General features: G+C 50.1%; 19 protein-coding genes. 14 read left to right on the plus strand and 5 right to left on the minus strand.

Annotated elements, in window-relative coordinates:
- Positions 1–7: 7 nt before the first annotated feature.
- Both BCM14_RS11540 and BCM14_RS11545 read left to right on the plus strand, forming a co-directional pair.
- Positions 8–1,111 (plus strand): glycerol dehydrogenase, encoded by a 1,104-nt coding sequence (locus BCM14_RS11540; RefSeq protein WP_106228178.1) that lies wholly within the window; start codon positions 8–10, stop codon positions 1,109–1,111.
- A gap of 13 nt (positions 1,112–1,124) precedes the next feature.
- Complete coding sequence (locus BCM14_RS11545) at positions 1,125–2,105, plus strand: NADPH:quinone reductase (protein ID WP_106228179.1); 981 nt, start codon at positions 1,125–1,127, stop codon at positions 2,103–2,105.
- A 27-nt stretch (positions 2,106–2,132) separates the two neighbouring features.
- Here BCM14_RS11545 and BCM14_RS11550 read toward each other — a convergent pair whose 3' ends face one another.
- From BCM14_RS11550 to BCM14_RS11570, 5 genes are all read right to left on the minus strand, one after another.
- Positions 2,133–2,921, minus strand: a complete 789-nt coding sequence (locus BCM14_RS11550; protein WP_106228301.1) for an SDR family NAD(P)-dependent oxidoreductase — start codon at positions 2,919–2,921, stop codon at positions 2,133–2,135.
- Positions 2,922–2,953: 32 nt separating this feature from the next.
- Positions 2,954–3,214, minus strand: a complete 261-nt coding sequence (locus BCM14_RS11555) for an ATP-binding protein (RefSeq protein WP_106228180.1) — start codon at positions 3,212–3,214, stop codon at positions 2,954–2,956.
- Complete coding sequence (locus BCM14_RS11560) at positions 3,214–3,660, minus strand: response regulator transcription factor (RefSeq protein ID WP_106228181.1); 447 nt, start codon at positions 3,658–3,660, stop codon at positions 3,214–3,216. The genes BCM14_RS11555 and BCM14_RS11560 overlap by 1 nt, the downstream gene beginning before the upstream one ends.
- A 224-nt stretch (positions 3,661–3,884) precedes the next feature.
- Positions 3,885–5,309 carry a 3'-5' exonuclease family protein gene (locus tag BCM14_RS11565; protein ID WP_106228182.1) on the minus strand — a complete coding sequence of 475 codons (1,425 nt, stop codon included), beginning with the start codon at positions 5,307–5,309 and terminating at the stop codon, positions 3,885–3,887.
- A gap of 23 nt (positions 5,310–5,332) precedes the next feature.
- A complete protein-coding gene (locus tag BCM14_RS11570) occupies positions 5,333–6,622 on the minus strand; it encodes a Glu/Leu/Phe/Val family dehydrogenase (protein WP_106228183.1) in 1,290 nt (429 codons plus the stop codon).
- Positions 6,623–6,844: 222 nt separating this feature from the next.
- On the opposite strand from BCM14_RS11570, the gene BCM14_RS11575 reads away from it, so the two are divergent.
- From BCM14_RS11575 to BCM14_RS11630, 12 genes are all read left to right on the plus strand, one after another.
- Positions 6,845–8,053 carry an ABC transporter substrate-binding protein gene (locus tag BCM14_RS11575; RefSeq protein ID WP_259673575.1) on the plus strand — a complete coding sequence of 403 codons (1,209 nt, stop codon included), beginning with the start codon at positions 6,845–6,847 and terminating at the stop codon, positions 8,051–8,053.
- A gap of 25 nt (positions 8,054–8,078) precedes the next feature.
- Positions 8,079–8,954 (plus strand): branched-chain amino acid ABC transporter permease, encoded by an 876-nt coding sequence (locus tag BCM14_RS11580; protein WP_259673576.1) that lies wholly within the window; start codon positions 8,079–8,081, stop codon positions 8,952–8,954.
- A complete protein-coding gene (locus BCM14_RS11585) occupies positions 8,954–9,904 on the plus strand; it encodes a branched-chain amino acid ABC transporter permease (RefSeq protein WP_106228186.1) in 951 nt (316 codons plus the stop codon). Before BCM14_RS11580 ends, BCM14_RS11585 begins: the two co-directional genes overlap by 1 nt.
- A 4-nt stretch (positions 9,905–9,908) precedes the next feature.
- Positions 9,909–10,691, plus strand: coding sequence for an ABC transporter ATP-binding protein (locus tag BCM14_RS11590; RefSeq protein ID WP_106228187.1), 783 nt, complete (start codon positions 9,909–9,911; stop codon positions 10,689–10,691).
- Positions 10,684–11,391 (plus strand): ABC transporter ATP-binding protein, encoded by a 708-nt coding sequence (locus tag BCM14_RS11595; protein ID WP_106228188.1) that lies wholly within the window; start codon positions 10,684–10,686, stop codon positions 11,389–11,391. The genes BCM14_RS11590 and BCM14_RS11595 overlap by 8 nt, the downstream gene beginning before the upstream one ends.
- Positions 11,392–11,425: 34 nt before the next feature.
- Positions 11,426–12,289 (plus strand): amidohydrolase family protein, encoded by an 864-nt coding sequence (locus BCM14_RS11600; RefSeq protein ID WP_106228189.1) that lies wholly within the window; start codon positions 11,426–11,428, stop codon positions 12,287–12,289.
- Positions 12,289–13,068, plus strand: coding sequence for an SDR family oxidoreductase (locus tag BCM14_RS11605; RefSeq protein WP_106228190.1), 780 nt, complete (start codon positions 12,289–12,291; stop codon positions 13,066–13,068). The genes BCM14_RS11600 and BCM14_RS11605 overlap by 1 nt, the downstream gene beginning before the upstream one ends.
- Before the next feature lie 8 nt (positions 13,069–13,076).
- The gene (locus BCM14_RS11610; RefSeq protein ID WP_106228191.1) at positions 13,077–14,753 is read left to right on the plus strand and encodes a class I adenylate-forming enzyme family protein; all 1,677 of its coding nucleotides are present in this window, start codon (positions 13,077–13,079) and stop codon (positions 14,751–14,753) included.
- A 64-nt stretch (positions 14,754–14,817) separates the two neighbouring features.
- Positions 14,818–15,927, plus strand: a complete 1,110-nt coding sequence (locus BCM14_RS11615) for an acetamidase/formamidase family protein (RefSeq protein ID WP_106228192.1) — start codon at positions 14,818–14,820, stop codon at positions 15,925–15,927.
- Between the two features lie 26 nt (positions 15,928–15,953).
- Positions 15,954–17,567, plus strand: coding sequence for a metallophosphoesterase family protein (locus BCM14_RS11620; protein ID WP_106228193.1), 1,614 nt, complete (start codon positions 15,954–15,956; stop codon positions 17,565–17,567).
- A 2-nt stretch (positions 17,568–17,569) separates the two neighbouring features.
- A complete protein-coding gene (locus BCM14_RS11625; RefSeq protein WP_106228194.1) occupies positions 17,570–18,205 on the plus strand; it encodes a nucleotidyltransferase family protein in 636 nt (211 codons plus the stop codon).
- Positions 18,206–18,217: 12 nt separating this feature from the next.
- Complete coding sequence (locus BCM14_RS11630) at positions 18,218–19,090, plus strand: NAD(P)H-hydrate dehydratase (RefSeq protein WP_106228195.1); 873 nt, start codon at positions 18,218–18,220, stop codon at positions 19,088–19,090.
- The last annotated feature ends 2 nt before the right edge of the window (positions 19,091–19,092 follow it).

The raw sequence follows: 19,092 nt of genomic DNA on the forward strand, positions 1-19,092 counted from the left end.
GACAAAAATGCTTAGAACCATAGGATTTCCGGGTCGATATCTTCAAGGACCCAACGCGATTGAACAGTTACCAGTGCTGTTAAGTGAGTTTGCCGTCCAGTCGCCCGTCATTGTCATGGACGACATTGTGCAGGCTGCCGCCGGTGAACTCATCCTGACACCCATGCGCCGGGCTGGGATCAACGCGAAGGTATTAAGATTTCCGGGCGAATGCTCGGCGCGCGCCATCGCTGATATGAGCAAAGCAATCGACCCGACGATAGACAATGTCATCATTGGTTTCGGCGGTGGCAAAACAATCGATGCAGCCAAAGGCGTTTCAAAAGCACATGGTTTGCGACTAATTATCGCGCCAACGATTGCCTCAAACGACTCGCCGACAAGCCGACTGATTGTGTTGTACGACGCCAATCACCGCGTCGCTGCTGTCGATATCCTCACCCGCAATCCTGATGTTGTTTTGGTCGATAGCAACATCATCGCTAAGGCGCCCGTGCGTTTCTTTGCGGCTGGCATGGGCGACGCCTTAAGCAAAAAGTTTGAGGCAACACAGTGCCATCTAGCTGGGGGTAACAACTTCTTCGGTACGCCCTCACTTTCGACGGCTCGTTTGTTGGCTGAAAAATGCTACGAAACAATTTTGGAATTCGGGATAGCAGCACTCGATCGCATTCAGTCGATGGGCAGACCAGACGAAAGCGTTGAGCGTGTTATTGAAGCCACGGTGTTATTAAGCGGTCTTGGGTTCGAGAGTGGCGGTTTATCCATCTCTCACGCCTTGACCAGAGGTTTCACCGCCCACCCGCGGATGAGTCAGATGCTGCATGGCGAGCTCGTTGCTTTTGGCTCTATTGTGCAGTTGATTGCAGAAGATCGATCTACACCAGAGATCGTCGCTCATGCGCGGTTCTGTCACCAGGCACAATTACCTGTTACGCTGGCTCAACTGGGAGCGGCCAATGCTACTGCAGCTGATCTTTTAGTCATGGGAACACTAACGATGGCTGCGCCTTATATCGGTAATATCTACCCAGCAGCCGATGCAGATAGACTCGCGGACTGCATCCGGCGCGCCGATACAATCGGTCAACGACTACTCAGCGCCAGTTAAACAAGGATAACAAATGAAAGCAGCCTGGTATGAAAACAATGGTGAAGCGCGTGACGTGATGGTGGTTGGCGATATGCCTTGCCCCGACGTTGGCCCCGGTGAAGTAAAAGTCAAAATTCACGTCTCAGGCGTCAACCCATCTGATGTTAAATCGCGCCGCGCCAGACCACTGGGCACGAATCGCGTGATCCCGAACAGTGATGCTGCGGGCACCATCGAAGCGGTAGGGGCAGGAGTACCTGAGACCCGTGTCGGTCAGCGAGTCTGGATCTGGAACGGTCAATTCGGCCGAGCACTGGGTACTAGTGCGCAATACATCGTTCTACCAACGGCTCAAGCCGTTGTATTGCCAGACAACACAGATTTTGATGCAGGCGCTTGCATGGGCATCCCCGGGCTAACCGCACTTGAAGCTGTACATCGATGTGGCGATCTTGCTGGCAAAACCGTTTTAATTATTGGTGCAGCCTCGTCGGTTAGTCACTATGCCGCACAAATGGCGGTTCAGAAAGGCGCTCATGTCATTGGTACGGTCAGTTCAGTCGTCAAGGCCGCTCACGCTTCGGCTGCGGGCGTCTCTGACATCATCAACTACAAAACTGAGGATGTCGCGGAGCGTATCAAGCAGCTAACCCATGGGCAAGGCGTTGACGCCATCATTGATATGGATTTTTCTGCTACGTCGCAGCTGATTCATAAAGGAGCACTCAAAGCGCACGGCACAGTAGTATGTTTTGGATCGAACCAGTTAGGCGACCATGCCATTCCTTTCAGGATCAGCCTATTCGGTTCCTTGAGTTACCAATTTTTTCTGGTGTATGACTTGTCACCTGCCCGCCGGTTAGACGCACTGGAAGAACTAAACGAATTACTGGCGGCTGGAAAGCTCAAGCATACGATTGGTGCCCGCTACCCCTTGTCGGACATTGTTGCGGCCCATGAGGCCGTAGAGCAAGGTAGCATCATGGGCAACATCGTGATTGATCTCGACTAACTCTTGGCATGCTCGGTACGTGAACAACTAGTCGGCGGATCCCGTGAACGCATCGCTGGGTGCGCCCCAACTGGTATATCCGCCATCCACTGGCACGGTTACACCCGTCATGTATGAGGCTTGGTCGGATGCAAGAAACAGCATCACCTTGGCGATGTCTTCTGGTGCACCCAGCCTGCCCATGGGGGTATGCCGTTCGATTTCACGACGGTCCAGCTTTCCTTGATCAATCACGGTTTGAACCAACGGCGTCAGAATGTAGCCGGGCGCAATGGCATTGACACGTACTCCGGCAGCAGCCCATTCGCAACCCATCGTGCGCGTGATCATTGAAATCCCCGCTTTAGCGGCACTGTAACCATTGCGCAAGGTCAAACCAGACACCCCAGCGATTGAACTGATGTTAATTACACTTCCCTTGCCTTGCGCCAGCATGTGCTTGGCGCAGGCTTTTGTCATCATATAAGTGCCAGTCAGATGTATATCAAGCAGCCGGCGAAACACTGCGACATCCTGTTCAATGGTTGGTCTGGCCTGATCAGCAATGCCCGCGCAGTTCACCAGAACGTCGATATGGCCGTATTGCTCCATTACTGTATCTACAACATGGTTAACTTGACCTTCTTCGGCTACATCGCAACCGATGCCTAAGTGCTGAGTGCCTAGTTGATTAGCGATAGTGATTGCTGTTGCCTGATTTAGGTCAGCAACGACCACAATGGCTCCTTCTTTTGCGAACGCAATGGCACCTGCTAACCCCAGACCGCTGGCTCCTCCGGTGATCAAAATAACTTTGGATGCGAGTTCTGAATACAAGATTGTCCCCAATTTGATTTATTGTGAGGTCATCATATCAAAGCAAGACAAGGTAGGCGCAAGGTCACAACAGCTAGCCCGTTCGGCCCACTGAAATCCTGCTCGAAAGTGCCAGCATGCCCGTTGACCACTTGTTGCACAAACGCTAAGCCAAGACCAAAGCCCTTCTGTTCGATCTCTTTCGGACCTTGTTGTGCCTCGTCATTGATAACGTTTTCTATCCGACACACTAAATATGGCCGATCCGTCTCATCTGCATCGACCGTTACCCGCACCGTTATCGTGGTGTTCATCAAGGAATACCGGATTGCATTAACAAATAGATTGACCAATACCCGCAGATGGTTTTGTGAGTGACCGGCTCAACCGCCGACCTAGCAAGCCTTCGATCGATAGCGTGGATGCGTGCCAGGAGTTCTTTCCATTTGACAGGTTTCACGCAGTAGTCATCTGCGCCGCTATTTAAAGCGCGGACAATTTCAGGCTCAGACGAGGCACTGGTCAGGAAAATTACGGGTTCAGTCATGGACAGGGTTTGACGGATGTGAATCAACACATCGAGCCCCGTGGCTTTCGGCACATTCCAGTCCAGCACATAGAGGTCAAATAAACCTCGCTTCAGCAGTCGCAAAAGCGCATCACCTTGTTTGAAGATATGAGACTGGTGACCCGCTTCAATGAGAAGCTTGTGCAAACCCTGTGCCAACGTTGCGTCATCTTCTAAAATCGCAATCTTCAATCGTCATCCCAATTCTGCCCTCGCCACAAAGGATAGTTCTGGTCACCCACCACATGATTACAACAGCAGCGAGGATTTAGTGCAAACAACTTGCATGGTGATCGCATTTACTGCAAGCATCAACGACCACTCGGTTGAGCATTTACTTTACAGAGAGCGTATCCAGTCATTTGTTAACAATTGTTAACTCGAGAGAAATACATCACACTATTATTACAAGTAAGTTACTGTGGAATGAGGGCAATTTGACTTGATGGCAAGCTAGCAATGGTTTTTTTTAAGATTTTATAGATATCCAGGTCAAAATCGACCTCTGCCCGCCTGACAAGAGATCGCAACTCATCCTCGTCACCAGCGACACCCAGATAACACCAGTTGTGAACCACATGAAAATGCAAGCCTTCTCTGATCGCAATCGGTCCGTCGTAAGGCCAAACCTTAATTTTCAGTGCCTCGAAGGCGATTTTTAGTCTCAGGTTGTGATGCGTCGAAGATTCAAGACCTACACACGCCCCATTGCATTGTTTAAGCTGAAAACCAAAACACGGTTTACCCAAACTCGTTTTCTCAATACCTAAGACGGCCTCACACAAGCTATTTTTTTTGGCAAGTGCGCGCAGGCAAGTGTTGGCCTCACGTTTACTGTGAAACAAGCCGTAAAGATTGTCCTGAATACCCGGTTGTAATTCTGCGTGAGTCACCAACTCGGGCAGACATACGCCATTTACGTTTTCCTTAATCCGCCATGCACACAGATCCTTCGAGCGCCTGAGTTTGACATTCATCACAGGCAAATGTTGTTTGATCAGGGTTGACTCGAGCAATAACGCACCAATCTCACCAGAGGTTTCAATCCAGCTGATATCTCTGACCTGAAGGGCAAGTTTCATCTCTTTGCGAACGGTCAACGCAGCCTGGAAATGACTCATCACGCGAGTTCGCATGTGTATGCTTTTACCAATATAGAGTGGCACCCGATCCTCGGCATATAAGATATATACACCTGGACTATCTGGGACTTCATTGATCAGCGCCTTGTCAATATGCGGGGGGACGCTAGCCTCGCCGATCAGCTCGCTGACTTCTTTCAATAAGCGTTCCCGGCCAAACCGAGCCTCGCAAATCTGCCAGAACTGCCACAGCAAATCAGCGTCTCCGAGTGCACGATGCCTCGAACTGACCTTAAGGTCGTGCGTCTCGATCAAGGTATCGAGGTTATGTCTTGTCTGAGTTGGAAAAAGACGACGCGATAGTTTGACCGTACAAAGCACTTTGGGCTTGAAATCAATATCGACGCGCTTGAAGGCGGCTTTGAGAAACCCATAATCAAAGCGTGCGTTGTGTGCAACAAAGATTTTGTTTTCTAAGTTGCGGTAGAGTTGATTGGCAATATCGTCAAAGCTGGGTGCGGTTATCAGCATCGCGGGGGTAATGCCCGTGATGCGCTGAATATGATCCGGGATAGAGGTTTGAGGATTGATCAACTCGCTCCAGATCTCGATATCCTGGTTGTCATGCAAGGTTTTGACGGCCACCTCCGTGATGCGATCTCTGTCGAAATGCGATCCAGTGGTTTCAATATCAACAAAGGCGAAGGTGAACAAGATTTTGACGACGCTGAGAAATACCAGGCAATGGCCCGAGCACATGCCCAGGCCACTCTACCCTCAGTTTAAGGGTAAATCCCGCGTTGATTGCGCGCATCAAGTACGCGAATGCAAGCAATTACAAAAGTCGACTCGCGCAGAGTGAGTTGTTTCTCTTGGGAATGCTTGTATACCGCGTCAAAAGCCCCAACCATGATCTTCTCTAGCCGGGCATTGATTTCTTCTTCAGTCCAAAAGAAACTCGAAAAATCCTGCACCCACTCGAAGTAACTCACCGTCACCCCACCAGCGTTAGCCAGCACATCAGGCACGACAGTGATCTTTCTGTCCCGCAAAATAAGGTCGGCGGTTGGTATAGTCGGACCGTTGGCGCCTTCGACGACAAATTTTGTGCTGAGGTTTCGCGCCCTTTCGTCAGTTATCTGAGACTCGAGGGCTGCCGGCACCAGGAACTCAGACTCAACCAACCAAAAATCGGCAGTACTGATGTGGGTGGCGCCTTCAAATCCAGCTAAGCTTTTGTGACTATTGCAATAAGCTTGTGCGGCTGCGATATTGATCCCTTCGGAATTAAAGATGCTAGTCTCATGATCTTGAATCGCGACCACTTTGGCACCTGCGTCAGCAAACATTTTCCCGCTAATCGAACCGACATTGCCAAAACCCTGAATCGCAACGCGAGCGCCCTTTATGCTGACCCCTGCTCGCTTTGCTGCTTCTCTGGCGCAGATAAAGACACCGCGCCCAGTCGCTTCACGACGACCCAGTGACCCCCCAAGCGAGATTGGTTTCCCTGTTACGACACCTGAGGTTGTTTGACCTGCCCCTTGCGAGAAGGTGTCCATCATGATGGCCATCGTGTGCTCATTGGTACCAACGTCTGGCGCTGGGATGTCTTTTTGTGGCCCGATCAAAATACTGATCTCACTGGTGTAGCGACGCGTCACGCGGTCAATTTCCGCAGAACTATATTGACGGGGGTCAATTCGAACGCCACCTTTAGCGCCACCAAAAGGCAGGCCTACCGCTGCGTTTTTAATTGTCATCCAGCCGCTCAGCGCCATGACCTCATTAAGGGTGACATCCTGATGAAAGCGCACGCCACCTTTGCCCGGCCCGCGCGAGATGTTGTGCTGAACTCGATAACCCTCGAAGTGAGCCACAGAGCCGTCATCTCGAATAATAGGCACGTCAACAATCAAAATTCTTTTGGGGTGCAATAAGCTCTCAACCCAACGCTCAAGGTCGCCAAGATGGTGCTTGATGGACTCGACTTGTGAGACAAAGTTACTCCAGGGTGCGGGGCTCTCTGCATCCAAATAGCTAGGAAAAACTAACGGATCAATGTTGCTCATCTTGTTACCCTTTTAATTTGCTTGGCCTGTCAAAAAAACGCTGTTTATCGCTATTTGATAGGTTTTAATTTCTAGTCAGGCTAAATTTTACTTTTAAACAGCTAGCACCAATCTAAGTACCAACCCGACATCCCCTTCTAAAGCCCTTAGGGTATTCACCCATCGTTGTCGGTACAAACCCTATATAGAATGAAGCACATATAAAAATATTCGGAGACAATTGTGAATAATCATTTTTTTAGTCGAGTCATCTCGATACTGGCTATCAGCCTGTTTAGCACCTTCACCAACGCACAAGGGGTCACAAAGGACGAAATTCTGATTGGCGGTGTTGGCCCAATCACTGGGCCCGCCGCCTATATTGGTCTTGGCGGTCGCGATGGGTTGGCCATGGCAATCAAAGAGATCAATGCTCAGGGTGGTATCAATGGCCGCAAAATCAAGCTAAGTTTTGAGGATGATGGTCACTCGCCCAGCAAAGCCCTCGGTGCAGTGAAAAAGCTCATTGACCAAGACAAAGCTTTCATGATCTTCGCAGCAGGCGGATCCAACTCCACCGTGGGATTCATTGATTACGTTAAAGAACAGCAAAGGATTGCCTACGTTTCGTTTGCTTCTGCACCCGCGGTTACCTATCCATTCAATGCGTACATGTTTAGGGGTGCCACAACTGAAGTAGCTCGCTACGGTGAACTGTATTCCGAATTCATTGCAGACGGTTTGAAGGCCAAAAAAGTCGCCATCATGAACGGCCGCGAAGAATATCCAAAGAATGAAGGTAACGCTCTGGCTAAGACGCTTCAGGACGTTTACAAGGTCGAGGTGGTCGCGCGTGTTGAATTTAATATTGGCGACAAAGACTTTACGCCTCAACTATTAGATGTGAAAAAATCTGGCGCACAGGTTGTTGCTTTTTTTGGCAATCCAGCCGAAGCAGCGATCGCCATGCGCCAAGCCCGTGAACTCGGGATTGAACAGAAATTCTTTGTCGGGGCAACGATGGTAGACAAAGGATTCACCAATGTAGCGAAAGAGAATGCTGAGGGCGCGACGGGGTTCTCTTTGGTACCTTTCTTGCCCGGCACACAGAATGCAGCGCTACAAGCCTGGGAGAGCAAGTGGAAAGCAGAATATCCGAATCTGCCCGCAGGCCGACCCAATGTCTTTGACATCATGGCCTACACCGACATGTACGTTCTAGCCGAAGCAATGAAAAATGCTGGTGCGGATCTCAATACACAGACACTGATCGCTAGTCTCGAAAAGATCAAAGACTTTACGCCTTCACCGCTTGCATCGCCCATTACATTCAGCACGAAGCATCACATCGGAAACCTCAACCTGACGGTAATGGAAGTCAAAAATGGGGAATGGCAACCCATTGGTTGGAAGCCAACTCGTCCGAGTGAAATTCTCAAACGCTACGAGTGACCGGTCGACACAAACCAATCAAAATATGACGATTGCTATCGCGCTGCAGTTACTGATTTCAGGTTTATCAGTCGGTAGCATTTATGCTCTGGTTGCGCTGGCTTTGGTGATCCCATTCAAAGCGTCTGGAATACTTAATTTCGCTCAAGGCGAATTCGTCACGGTGGGCGCCTACTCGGCGCTCATTCTAAGCGCATTTGGGCTGCCCTATTGGGTAGTTTTGCCATGCACGATTTTTGTCGGTTTACTCACCGGTCTCTTGATCGAGCGAACAATCATCAGACGCATCATGGACGCTCCAGAGTTTACGCTGGTCATCGCAACTTTTGCTGTCGGTCTCATCATCAAAAGCGCGATCCGGCTTTATTGGCAAGACAATCTATTCACGATCGATAATCCAATCCCCTTCAAAACCTTCAAATTGTCAGGCGTTGTCTTGAACCCTCAATATCTGTGGGTGATCGGTTGCACCACCGCGCTAGTTTGTTGCATTGCCTGGTTTTTCAAGTTCAGCCCCATGGGAAAAGCAATGCGGGCTGTCTCTCAGAGTCAAGAGGGTGCTCGGTTGATGGGTATCAATGTTGAAGGGATTTTGATGGCATCGTGGGGGATTTCTACTGCGATCGGCGCACTCGGGGGTATTCTGCTAGCGCCCATTATCGGCATTAATCCCGAAATCGGCGGCCTGATACTCAAGGCACTAGTCGCAGCGGTCATTGGGGGCTTTACCTCGTTGCCTGGCGCTTTTGTCGGCGGCTTACTGTTGGGTTTGCTAGAAACCTATTCCGGTGCATTTTTCGGTAGTACGCTGAAAAATCTCATCCCATTTGTCGTGCTCGTCGTTTTCTTGCTCGTTAAGCCTTACGGATTATTTGGTAAAGCGCCCCTGGTGAGAATTTGATGCAGATGACGCGCTTGCAGGTTTTGATAGCCTTGACCGTTGCCTTGTGTGGCATCGCGGCACCATGGGTATTACCGACCTACTACCTGTATTTACTCAATCTAGTACTTATCAACATCATCCTGGCACTTGGCTTAAATATCGTTACTGGGAACACAGGTCAGATTTCACTGTGCCACTCATCTTTCATGGCGATCGCTGCATACGCCTACACCATTCTTAACAACGAGATGCACTGGCCGCTGCTGCTTTGCGCCCTCGCAGCGGTGATGTTGGCGAGCCTCGGTGGAGCACTGGTTGGTTACCCAGCACGACGGTTAGGCGGCATCTATTTAGCTTTGGCAACGCTTGCGTTTTTATCTTTAACTCAAATTCTGATCGAGGAATTCCCTGATCTGACCGGAGGCATCCGCGGACTCAAGATCGAAAAAACAACACTTTTTGGGATATCAACAAGCAACGAACCATTGCTGTTCTATCTGGTTGGTATTACTTGCGCCTTTTGTCTTTATGTCACGATCAATATTTTACGGTTTCCTATCGGTCGAGCTTTTGACGCCATCCGCACGAGTCCGCAAGCTGCGCAGTCTTTGGGTATACCAGTCGCTAAAATCAAGTTACTCGCGTTCACCATATCCGCCGCCTATGCTGGATTGGCTGGAGTGCTCTTCGCCATGGTTGTCGGGTTTATAGACCCTGTTGAGTTCGGAGTTGGGGCATCGTTGCGTTACATCACCTTCATTGTCGTCGGCGGGCTGGGCAGCATTGCCGGCTCAATCGTTGGCTCGGTCATTTTCACGTTGTTGCCCGAGGGCTTGCGTGGGATCAAAGAATATAGCGATTTGGTTTACGCCGTCATTTTGCTGCTAAGTTTAGTTTTTTTACCAAATGGTTTGATCAGCCTTTATCAAAGACTCGTGCAACGCAGAAAAAGAGCGAACTTGAGCTAGAGCGATGCAAAATAAACAGATGATCTCGACGCAAGGCCTGTCGCTTCAGTTTGGCGGCCTTCAAGCTCTGCAGCAAATCAGCCTGCAAGTACCAGCTGGCGAGTTTCGCGGACTAATCGGACCAAACGGGGCGGGAAAAACAACTTTAATTAATTGTTTGAGCGGTGCCATTAAACCCAGTTCTGGTTCAATTATTTTCGACAATATTGACGTGAGCAGCATGCCACCTCATCTGATTAGTCACTTAGGGATGAGCAGAAGCTTTCAGCACGTGCAACTGTTTGGCAATCGCAACGTCCGCGATAACATTCTGATCGGCATGCATAGGCAGATTAAACAAAGTATTGCTGGTCAAATACTGGGTCTACCAACAAGTCGTCGGGCAGAGAGAGAAGCTGGCGTCATTGCAGACGAGCTACTGACCCGGTTTGATTTGCACGATGTAGCTCATTTGTCTGCCAGGCAATTACCTTACGGTGTTTTGAAAAGACTAGACCTGGCAAGAGCGCTCAGTGCCAGGCCAAAACTACTGTTGCTCGATGAGCCGACTTCTGGGATGTCTGAACAAGAGGCAACCGACTCAATCGCTTTACTTAAAGAGCTAGCTAGAAAAGACGGTATGACGTTGATTGTGATTGAACACAACATGAGAATCATGATGAATTTGGCCGATCGGATTACCGTCTTGCATTTAGGTCGAATCATCGCCGAAGGTAGCCCTCAAGAGGTTACTCGCGATCCTGCTGCAATCGAAGCCTATCTGGGTGAAGAGTCAACCGATGCTTAAGATCGAGAACTTGCATACTAGCTACGGGCCCGTTGAGGCCTTGCACGGTATCGATATCAATATTGAGGACGGAGCTATTGTTGGCGTGCTCGGTGCTAATGGTGCTGGCAAAACAACTCTCCTGAAGTCAATTGCCGGGTTGCTTCGTGTGAGCAAAGGTCATACCGTTTATGCTGGAAAGGATATAACGAATCTGTCAGCTCAACGCATTGTGAAATTAGGCATATCGCTGGTGCCGCAAGGACGTCTGCTGTTCACAGAGATGAGCGTTCGGGAAAATTTGGAAATGGGTGCGTACTTATTGCAAGACCGCACTGAATTCAACAAGCGGCTGGATGACGTACACGCGATGTTTCCGATTTTGAAGGCAAGAGCCCAGCAAATGGTGGCACTCATGTCAGGCGGGGAGCAGCAAATGCTTGCCGTTGCTCGAGCCTTAATGACAAAACCTGACCTTATCTTGTTGGACGAGCCTTCGATTGGTTTGGCACCAAAAATATTTGATCAGATCCTCGACACAATTAAAGACCTTAATACCGTTCGTCAGACCACTATTGTCATAGCCGAACAAAACGTCAAAAAGATACTCAAAATCGTCGATCACGCCTATGTTCTTGAATCAGGCAAAGTGGTGATCGAAGGAACCTCAGAACAACTGTCCAATAACGAAGCCATCCGGCAAGCTTATCTCGGGCTATAAGCATTGCGTTGCGAACATATCAGGAGAATCACACATGAAATTAATCGATACGCATTCCCATTGGGGAACCCAAAGGGGCTACGTTTTGCGAACCGAAGCAGAACTTGCCCAGCAAAAAAAAACTTGGAACTCTGAAGCAAAGTATTCCACCGAAGAGGAAATGGCAAATTACTTTCGTGCGAGTGAGGCGCAGGTAATATTGGATCTGGGGTTCACTAAATTCGCTCCGCTTGACGAAATCAAGCCGTTGCATGACTACTCTTTCGCGACGCAAAGACTCTATCCGGATGCGATCATTGGGAACTGGTTTCATATTGACCCCGTTTTTCACGGCAAGGACGCAGGCTTAAAAGAACTGCGCCGCTGTATCGACGCCCAAGCGGGTTTCACCGGCTTAGCAGTAAACGGCTCGGGCTCAGTTCCAGCAAGCGACCCACTTTACGACCCTTACTATAAGTTGTGCATTGAAGCTGCTATCCCGGTTCTCATCTTTGTGGGGACAACCGGCCTCGGCGCAGGATTACCAGGCGGCAACGGGATATTGCTTGATAGTTGTCACCCTCGTCATCTCGATATGGTCGCCGCCAGAAACCCCTTGCTGCGTATTGTTGCAGCTAGACCAGGCTGGCCTTGGCAAACAGAAACGATCGCTGTTTTGATGCACAAGCGCAATATCTGGTATGAATTGCATGGCTGGTCCCCCAAATACTTTGCCCCTGATCTCAAGCACGACATCGCGAGACGACTGCAAGACCGCATCATGTTTGGCGGCGATTATCCGCTATACACATACGAGAGACTAACGTCTGAGTGGCGAGCAGAGGGCTACTCTGAAACGATCCTTAATAAAGTCTTCTATCAAAACGCAGAAGCCTTTCTTGCCGGAGTAGACCGCTGATGGATCTCGGACTGAAAGGCAAAGTTGCTATTGTCGGTGGCGGCAGCATGGGTATCGGTTTCGGTATTGCCAGTCGACTGGCCAGTGAGGGTACTGATCTTGTTATTTTTGCACGCCGTATTGCCAAACTTGAAGCCGCAGCGGCTGAATTAACGAGTAAATTTGGCGTACGAGTCATACCAGTTGCAGCGGATATCAGGGATCAGGATGAAAGCGGTCGCATCGTGCAAACAGCGATCGATCATTTTGGCAAGCTTGATATCCTAGTCAACAACGATGGGGCACCGCCGCTTGGTCCGATTGATTCGTTTGACGACGTAGCCTGGCAAAAAGCAGTCGAGCAGAACCTGTTCAGCGTCATTCGTATGGTCAGATCCGCCTTGCCTCATTTAAGAGCATCTGGCTCAGGCAGTGTGCTCAACATCTCAGCCATTTCAGCCATCCAACCGATCGCTGGTTTCGGCTTATCAGTCGCAACATGGGCTGGTTTGATAGGCTACGCCAAAACCCTATCCATGGAGCTTGCTTGCGATGGTATCAACGTCAACACGATCTGCCCTGGCTACATTGATACGGATAGACTGCAAAAGGTATTTGCTGCCGGAACAGAGAGTCCGGAAAGCGTACGGGCAAAACTCGTTTCAGAAATCCCATTAGGTCGAATCGGCTCACCGGCGGATATTGCAAATCTTGTTGCACTGCTTGTCTCACCTGCCGGATCCTACATCACAGGCTGCACGATTCCTGTCGATGGAGGGCTTCTGCGCGCACTAAGGTAATCGAAACCATGACTGCACTAACTGTGAATGCGCAAGGTATTAACTTGCTTACAACGCCGCAATATAAGACAAGACTAACCGCTTCCCTGCGCAAGCGATTTGCTGATAGCCACGCCTGGCATGACGTGACTTTTTATCACTACATAGAGAAAGGCGCTGCTGAGTATCCAGACCGAATTGTATTTACTGACGAAAGGCGCAGCCTGACTTACAGACAACTGAAAGAACAAGTCGATCGTTGCGCATCTTTTTTTCGAAGTTTAGGGATTGGTGCTGGTGATGTCGTCACAATGCAGTTCCCCAACCGAGTCGAGTTTCCGATTGTTTTCTTTTGTCTTGAATTGATTGGGGCCATTGCAAATAAGATCAGCCCTGATTTCAGACGTCGAGAAGTGGAATATATCCTTCGATTTTCAAATAGCAAGGCGTTTGTATGCGCAGCCAACTTCAAAGGCTTTGACTATGCAGCAATGATTGACGAGTTGCGTCCGGAGTTGCCAAATCTAAAAACTGTGGTGGTGGCGGGAGAGACCACTATTCAAAATGTAAGCTCACTTGAGGCTGGCTTAGCATCAGCGACCCCAATCGACCCTTCTACTCGTGTTCATACCAGCCCAGACGCGGTAATGCGAATGGCGTTTACTTCTGGTACGACAGGTGACCCTAAGGGGGTTATGCACAGCTTCAACACGACTTTATACGCCGTTGAAGTGATCAATCGCGAGATGAATGTGACCAGAGATGAGGTGTTTCTCATCTGGTTGCCAGTCGGTTTGAATTGGGGCTACATCACTTTAATGCAGGCCGTGATGGCGGGCGCGCAAGCCGTTTTGATGGAACGCTTTCAAGCAGCTCGGGCGCTCGAATTAATTGAGAAATACCGTGCGACCTTCATCCCGACCGCGCCAGCTTCTATTTTGGCGATTTTGAATGTGCCCGATTTCAAGAAATACGACTGCAGTTCATTACGTGTCGTGGTAACTGGTGGAGCATCCGCCGCCATTGAAACAATTCGTGCTTACCAAAAACGGATGAAGGGGCATCTGCTTGAGTTATACGGCATGCTTGAAACGGGGTTTCATACTTTCACAAGGTTTGAAGACGACCCGGAAAAAGTAAACGGGACGATTGGTCGAATTGTTGGGCAAATGACCTTGCGAATCATTGACGAAGCAGGCAATGATTTACCTTACGGCGAAGAAGGCGAGATAGCAGCCTATGGCCCCTCTGTCCACTTAGGATATTTCAACAATCCCACTGCGAACGAGGAATTATTTACGGCTGACGATTGGTTCAGGACTGGCGATTTAGGCAAATATGTAGACGATGCTGGTAACGTCATGATTGTTGGGCGTCGCAAAGAAATGATCAATCGTGGTGGAAAAAAATATTTCCCCCGCGAAATTGAGGAGATACTCTATGGACATCCAGCCATTTTGCATGCGGCGGTGGTGGGCGTAAGCGATCTCAGACTTGGCGAAAAAAACTGTCTGTGCGTGGTGCTAAAACCAGGTACCGAGATGACCCTGGACGACGCCATTGGCATGCTTAAAGGACAAGTAGCCGATTATAAATTGCCTGAAATGCTTGAGTTCTATGATGAACTTCCTTTCACGCCAACGGGAAAAATCCGCCGTCACGTCTTGACTGCCGATGTCATTGGGCGGATTAAAACCAGAGAGTAGATGACTGTTAAGATGACCGCAAGATCTGTATGCTGTTCCAAGTCAATCTTAACGAGGCTCTGTCGTGAAATCTATTCGCATTGATCGTAACCGTCGCCTGCGCGATGATCCGGGCACTGGCCATAATCGCTGGCACCCGGACATTGAGCCACTGATTGAAGTCGCACCAGGTGAAGAGGTTCTGCTTGAGACGCGCGATGCAGCGGACGGTCAAGTCAAGCCTCACATGACGTTTGCCGATCTGGCCAAAAATGACAAAAAGGTGGGTCATCCGCTGACAGGACCCGTCTTTGTCAAAGGGGCTGAACCTGGCGATATTCTGGAAGTCGAGTTTGTTGACATGACTCCACAACCTTATGGCTGGACAGTAATCCGCCCAGGGGTTGGATTTCTTCGTGAAGTGTTCGATGCTGAGTTTCTTGCTCACTGGCATGTCGACGGCAAGTTTGCACGATCGCCTCAAATACCTGGCGTGAGAATCCCCGAGGGGATTTTCATGGGTACGGCTGGCGTAGCACCATCTCATGAACAAATGCGCTCATGGAATGCACGTGAAACTGAACTGGTCAGCAGAGGCGGGCTTGCACTGCTACCTGATCCGCAAGACGCGATCCCTGCTTCTCAACCAATTGCCAGTGAGGGCTTGCGCACCATGCCACCTCGCGAAAACGGCGGCAATGCAGACATCAAACAGCTGACTCGTGGCTCAAAACTGCAACTGCCGGTCAGCGTATCGGGTGCGCTCTTTTCGACAGGTGACGCCCACTATGCACAGGGTGATTCAGAGTGTTGTATCACTGCCATCGAAATGGGGGCCACGGCGGTTGTGCGCTTTAATCTTTTGAAAGGTGAAGCGGTTCGTCGAAAAACTCGTTTTCCGCGATTTTCACATCCTGGCTACTTTGCAGCACCTGAATGGGCCGCGCCCCACAACTTCGTGGCCACGACAGGATTCCCTATTCGTGAAGATGGCACTCAAGAGTGTGAAGATTTGACCTTAGCTGCCCGCAACGCAGTACTCGAAATGATTGCCTTGCTCGGCGAACGTGGTTTTAGCCGAGAACAGGCTTACGTCATCTGCTCGCTCGCGGTTGACCTCAGGATTAGTAACGTAGTGGATCTTCCTAATGTTTGCGTCAGCGCACTTCTGCCAGAGGCGATTTTCGAGCGCTAACCCAAATCTTGCGGCCGGAGGTCCTTGTGAAACAGTATCTGAGACGTGATTTTTTAAAAGCTAGCGCCTCGACGTTAATTACCGCTTCACTGGCTGATGCATTGATTCCGTCTGCCCACGCCTGGTCCGCTCAGCCCGAGCTAGATTGGGATGCCGGGCGAGTTACCCATCTCTTACCAAGTGTGAATGATAGAAACCTGTTGCTCAAGGTTTCGCTTACAGAGGCTCAAACAGCCGCACCCTATCTTTTAGTGGGTGGTAATAAAGTAAGCGGTCGCATGACCGATACCGAGGGCAAATACTGGGAGTTTTTCGCAACAGATCTTGTGCCAGCCAAGACTTATCCGCTCAGTCTGCAAGCCCACACAGGCAAAACACTCTGCCAGCCTTGGGCGATTGATACTTTTCCGGCGCGTCAAGCTAATCCCGATCACTTCAGGCTGATGCTTTACAGTTGTGCCGGTGGTCATGAACAGCAAACATTTTTACCACTCTCGACCCGTCAGAGACTATTTAAACGAGCGCTATCATTTGCTCCGCACGCTGCGATAGCAAACGGCGATCAAATCTATTGGGATTTGCTGGCTCCGGTCAGCTCGAAAGCAAGTGCTAATAAAGCCGGCGCAGAACAGCTCGCTGGCAAATTTGATCGCGCAGACGTTATTTTTGGCGGAACAAACGAAGCAGTGCTCAAACAAGTCGCAAACGCACAAATTGCCTCCTTGTACGGCACAACGTTTCGGTCAACACCGATTTTTTTCATTCAAGACGATCATGATTACTTCGATAACGATGAAGCGACTGATGACATCATTACGTTTCCGCCTTCACATTTCATGTTGCAAATGGCTCGTGCCACCCAGCACATGTATTATCCCGAGCACTTGTTTGATCCCACACGGCCAAGAGGGCTGCCAGGGTCAGGCGCTGCAGACAGACAGCAAGGGATATCAGAAAGTTTTGGTACTTTGCGCTATGGCAGGCTGGCCGAAGTCCTGATGTATGACGTAAGACGTTCGCAAACACTGGCCGGCCCCTCAGCGGTCTTTGTTGATCCAGAAGTCGAACGTTGGTTGAAAAGTCGGAGTGAAAATAGCGATGCCATCCATCTGGTTCACTCACCATCTAACCCGCCTGGATGGACTGCGGGAAAATGGGGCGAGTGGTATCCGGATATGCTCGATAAAAATGGCAAGCTGAGCACTGCTGTTGCTAAACCTTACTGGCAGGCTGGTTGGTTGGCTCAACACGATCGTATTCTCTCAGCTCTGTCAGCGGATACAAAACGAATCCCTCTCGTCGTAAGCGGGGATCTGCATGCGATTGGCTTCGGTCAAATCTCCCGCAGTGGCAAGCAAAACTTCAATAACAACCCGGTCAATGTTGCCTTAACGGGCCCGATTGGTACAAGACCCGGAGGCTGGCCCTCAGGCCGCCGAGGCATCGGCTCAACCCCATCCCTGCACCTGGACATGCACGAGGAAATCAAACCGCTTGAGCAACACGGCTTCACCATCGCCGATTTTTATCAAGACAAAATCACGATGCGATTTTTTAAATGGGATGTGAACAATCAGACAACGCAAGCCATTGATACGCTAGAGCCATTCTTCGTAACTGAGTTAAAGCGGCCCGGCTGACGATGTTAGGTGCCGTCTTGCTTGCTGCAGGCTCAGCGACGCGAATGGGACGTCGCCCAAAGTGCTTACTTGAACTTGATCGTGTCTCGCTTATTAAGCGTGTGGTCTTGGCCTTGACACAAGCGGGTGTCGATGAGCTCGTGGTCGTGTCCGGACATTACTATGATCAGGTTGAGCCAGAGATTGCAAATTTGGCTGTAACGCTCATCAGAAATTCATGCCCCGATGAGGGACACACGTCATCTTTGAGATTGGGCCTCGCCGCGCTATCTAGCGCAGTAGACCGGGTGATTGTGGCCCTGTCGGATCAACCGCTTATTGATCGAGCAGATATTCGTGAGCTACTTAACGCCTACGACACATGTCAGAATGAAAAAGCGTTCGTCGTACCCATCGTTCAACATCAGCCGGGGAATCCCGTGATTTTCAACGTGCGTGTAAAAGACGAAATACTTGCCAAGGGAGCAGACTTTGGTGGCAAACAATGGCGGATAGCGAATCCGGAGAAAGTATACCGCTGGCCTTCTGCCAATGAACATTTCATAATCGATGTTGATAGCCCTGAAGATATTCAGACCGTGCTCGCAAAAACCGGACTACAGTTGAGGTGGCCTCATCCTTCTTCAAAGCCCGAGTAGAGAATACTCAATATGAAAACTCTGGACGCGCTCGACTACATTGGCAAGCTCGCCCGCAAACCCGATGCGCACAAGGGCAATACTGGCAAGGCTTTGCTGATAGGCGGGGCTCCCACAATGGCTGGGGCTTTAATCCTCGCTGGCAAGAGCGCCCTACATAGCGGAGCGGGTCTAACACTGCTCATGATGCTGGATCCGCGCAGCTTGGGTGTGGTGACGAATCAACCCGAATTAATGATGCATGATGCGAACCAGCAGCAACCTGACGAGGCTTTAAGCATCATCAAGCCAACGATCATCGCCATTGGCCCTGGTATTGGTATCAGTGAACTGGCAAGAGCTTGGTTGCACGCAGCCCTGAACCGGCTCGGCCCTCTCATTATCGATGCTGATGCACTCAATTTAGTAGCGACCCATCCTGATCTACTCGAATTATTGCGGCAGAGAACGAGTCCAACCACGTTAACCCCGCACCCCGGCGAAGCCGCTCGTCTGTTGAGTTGTCATACCGATCAAGTACAGGAAGATCGTGAAGGTGCCATCCACGCCCTGGTTCGATTAACTCACGCCGTGGTTGTGCTCAAAGGGCATCACACGTTAATCGCTGGTCCGGGATACGAAACGGTTATCTGTATGCAAGGCAACCCGGGAATGGCTGTTGGTGGCATGGGGGATACCTTGACAGGTTGTATCGCAGGCATCGCTGCGCAGGGTTTGACGCGTGAGATGAATTTATTTGATGCGACTTGTCTGGCGGTGCAATTGCACGCCATGGGCGGCGACCAATTAGTCAAAAAACAATCCGGTCCCATCGGTCTGACCCCCAGCGAACTAAGCTTAGAGATTCGCAGCCTGATCAATCATTGGTTGAGTCAGCACATTTGAAC

The sequence above is a fragment of the Jezberella montanilacus genome (assembly GCF_003003055.1).
GTDB lineage: Bacteria > Pseudomonadota > Gammaproteobacteria > Burkholderiales > Burkholderiaceae_B > Zwartia > Zwartia montanilacus.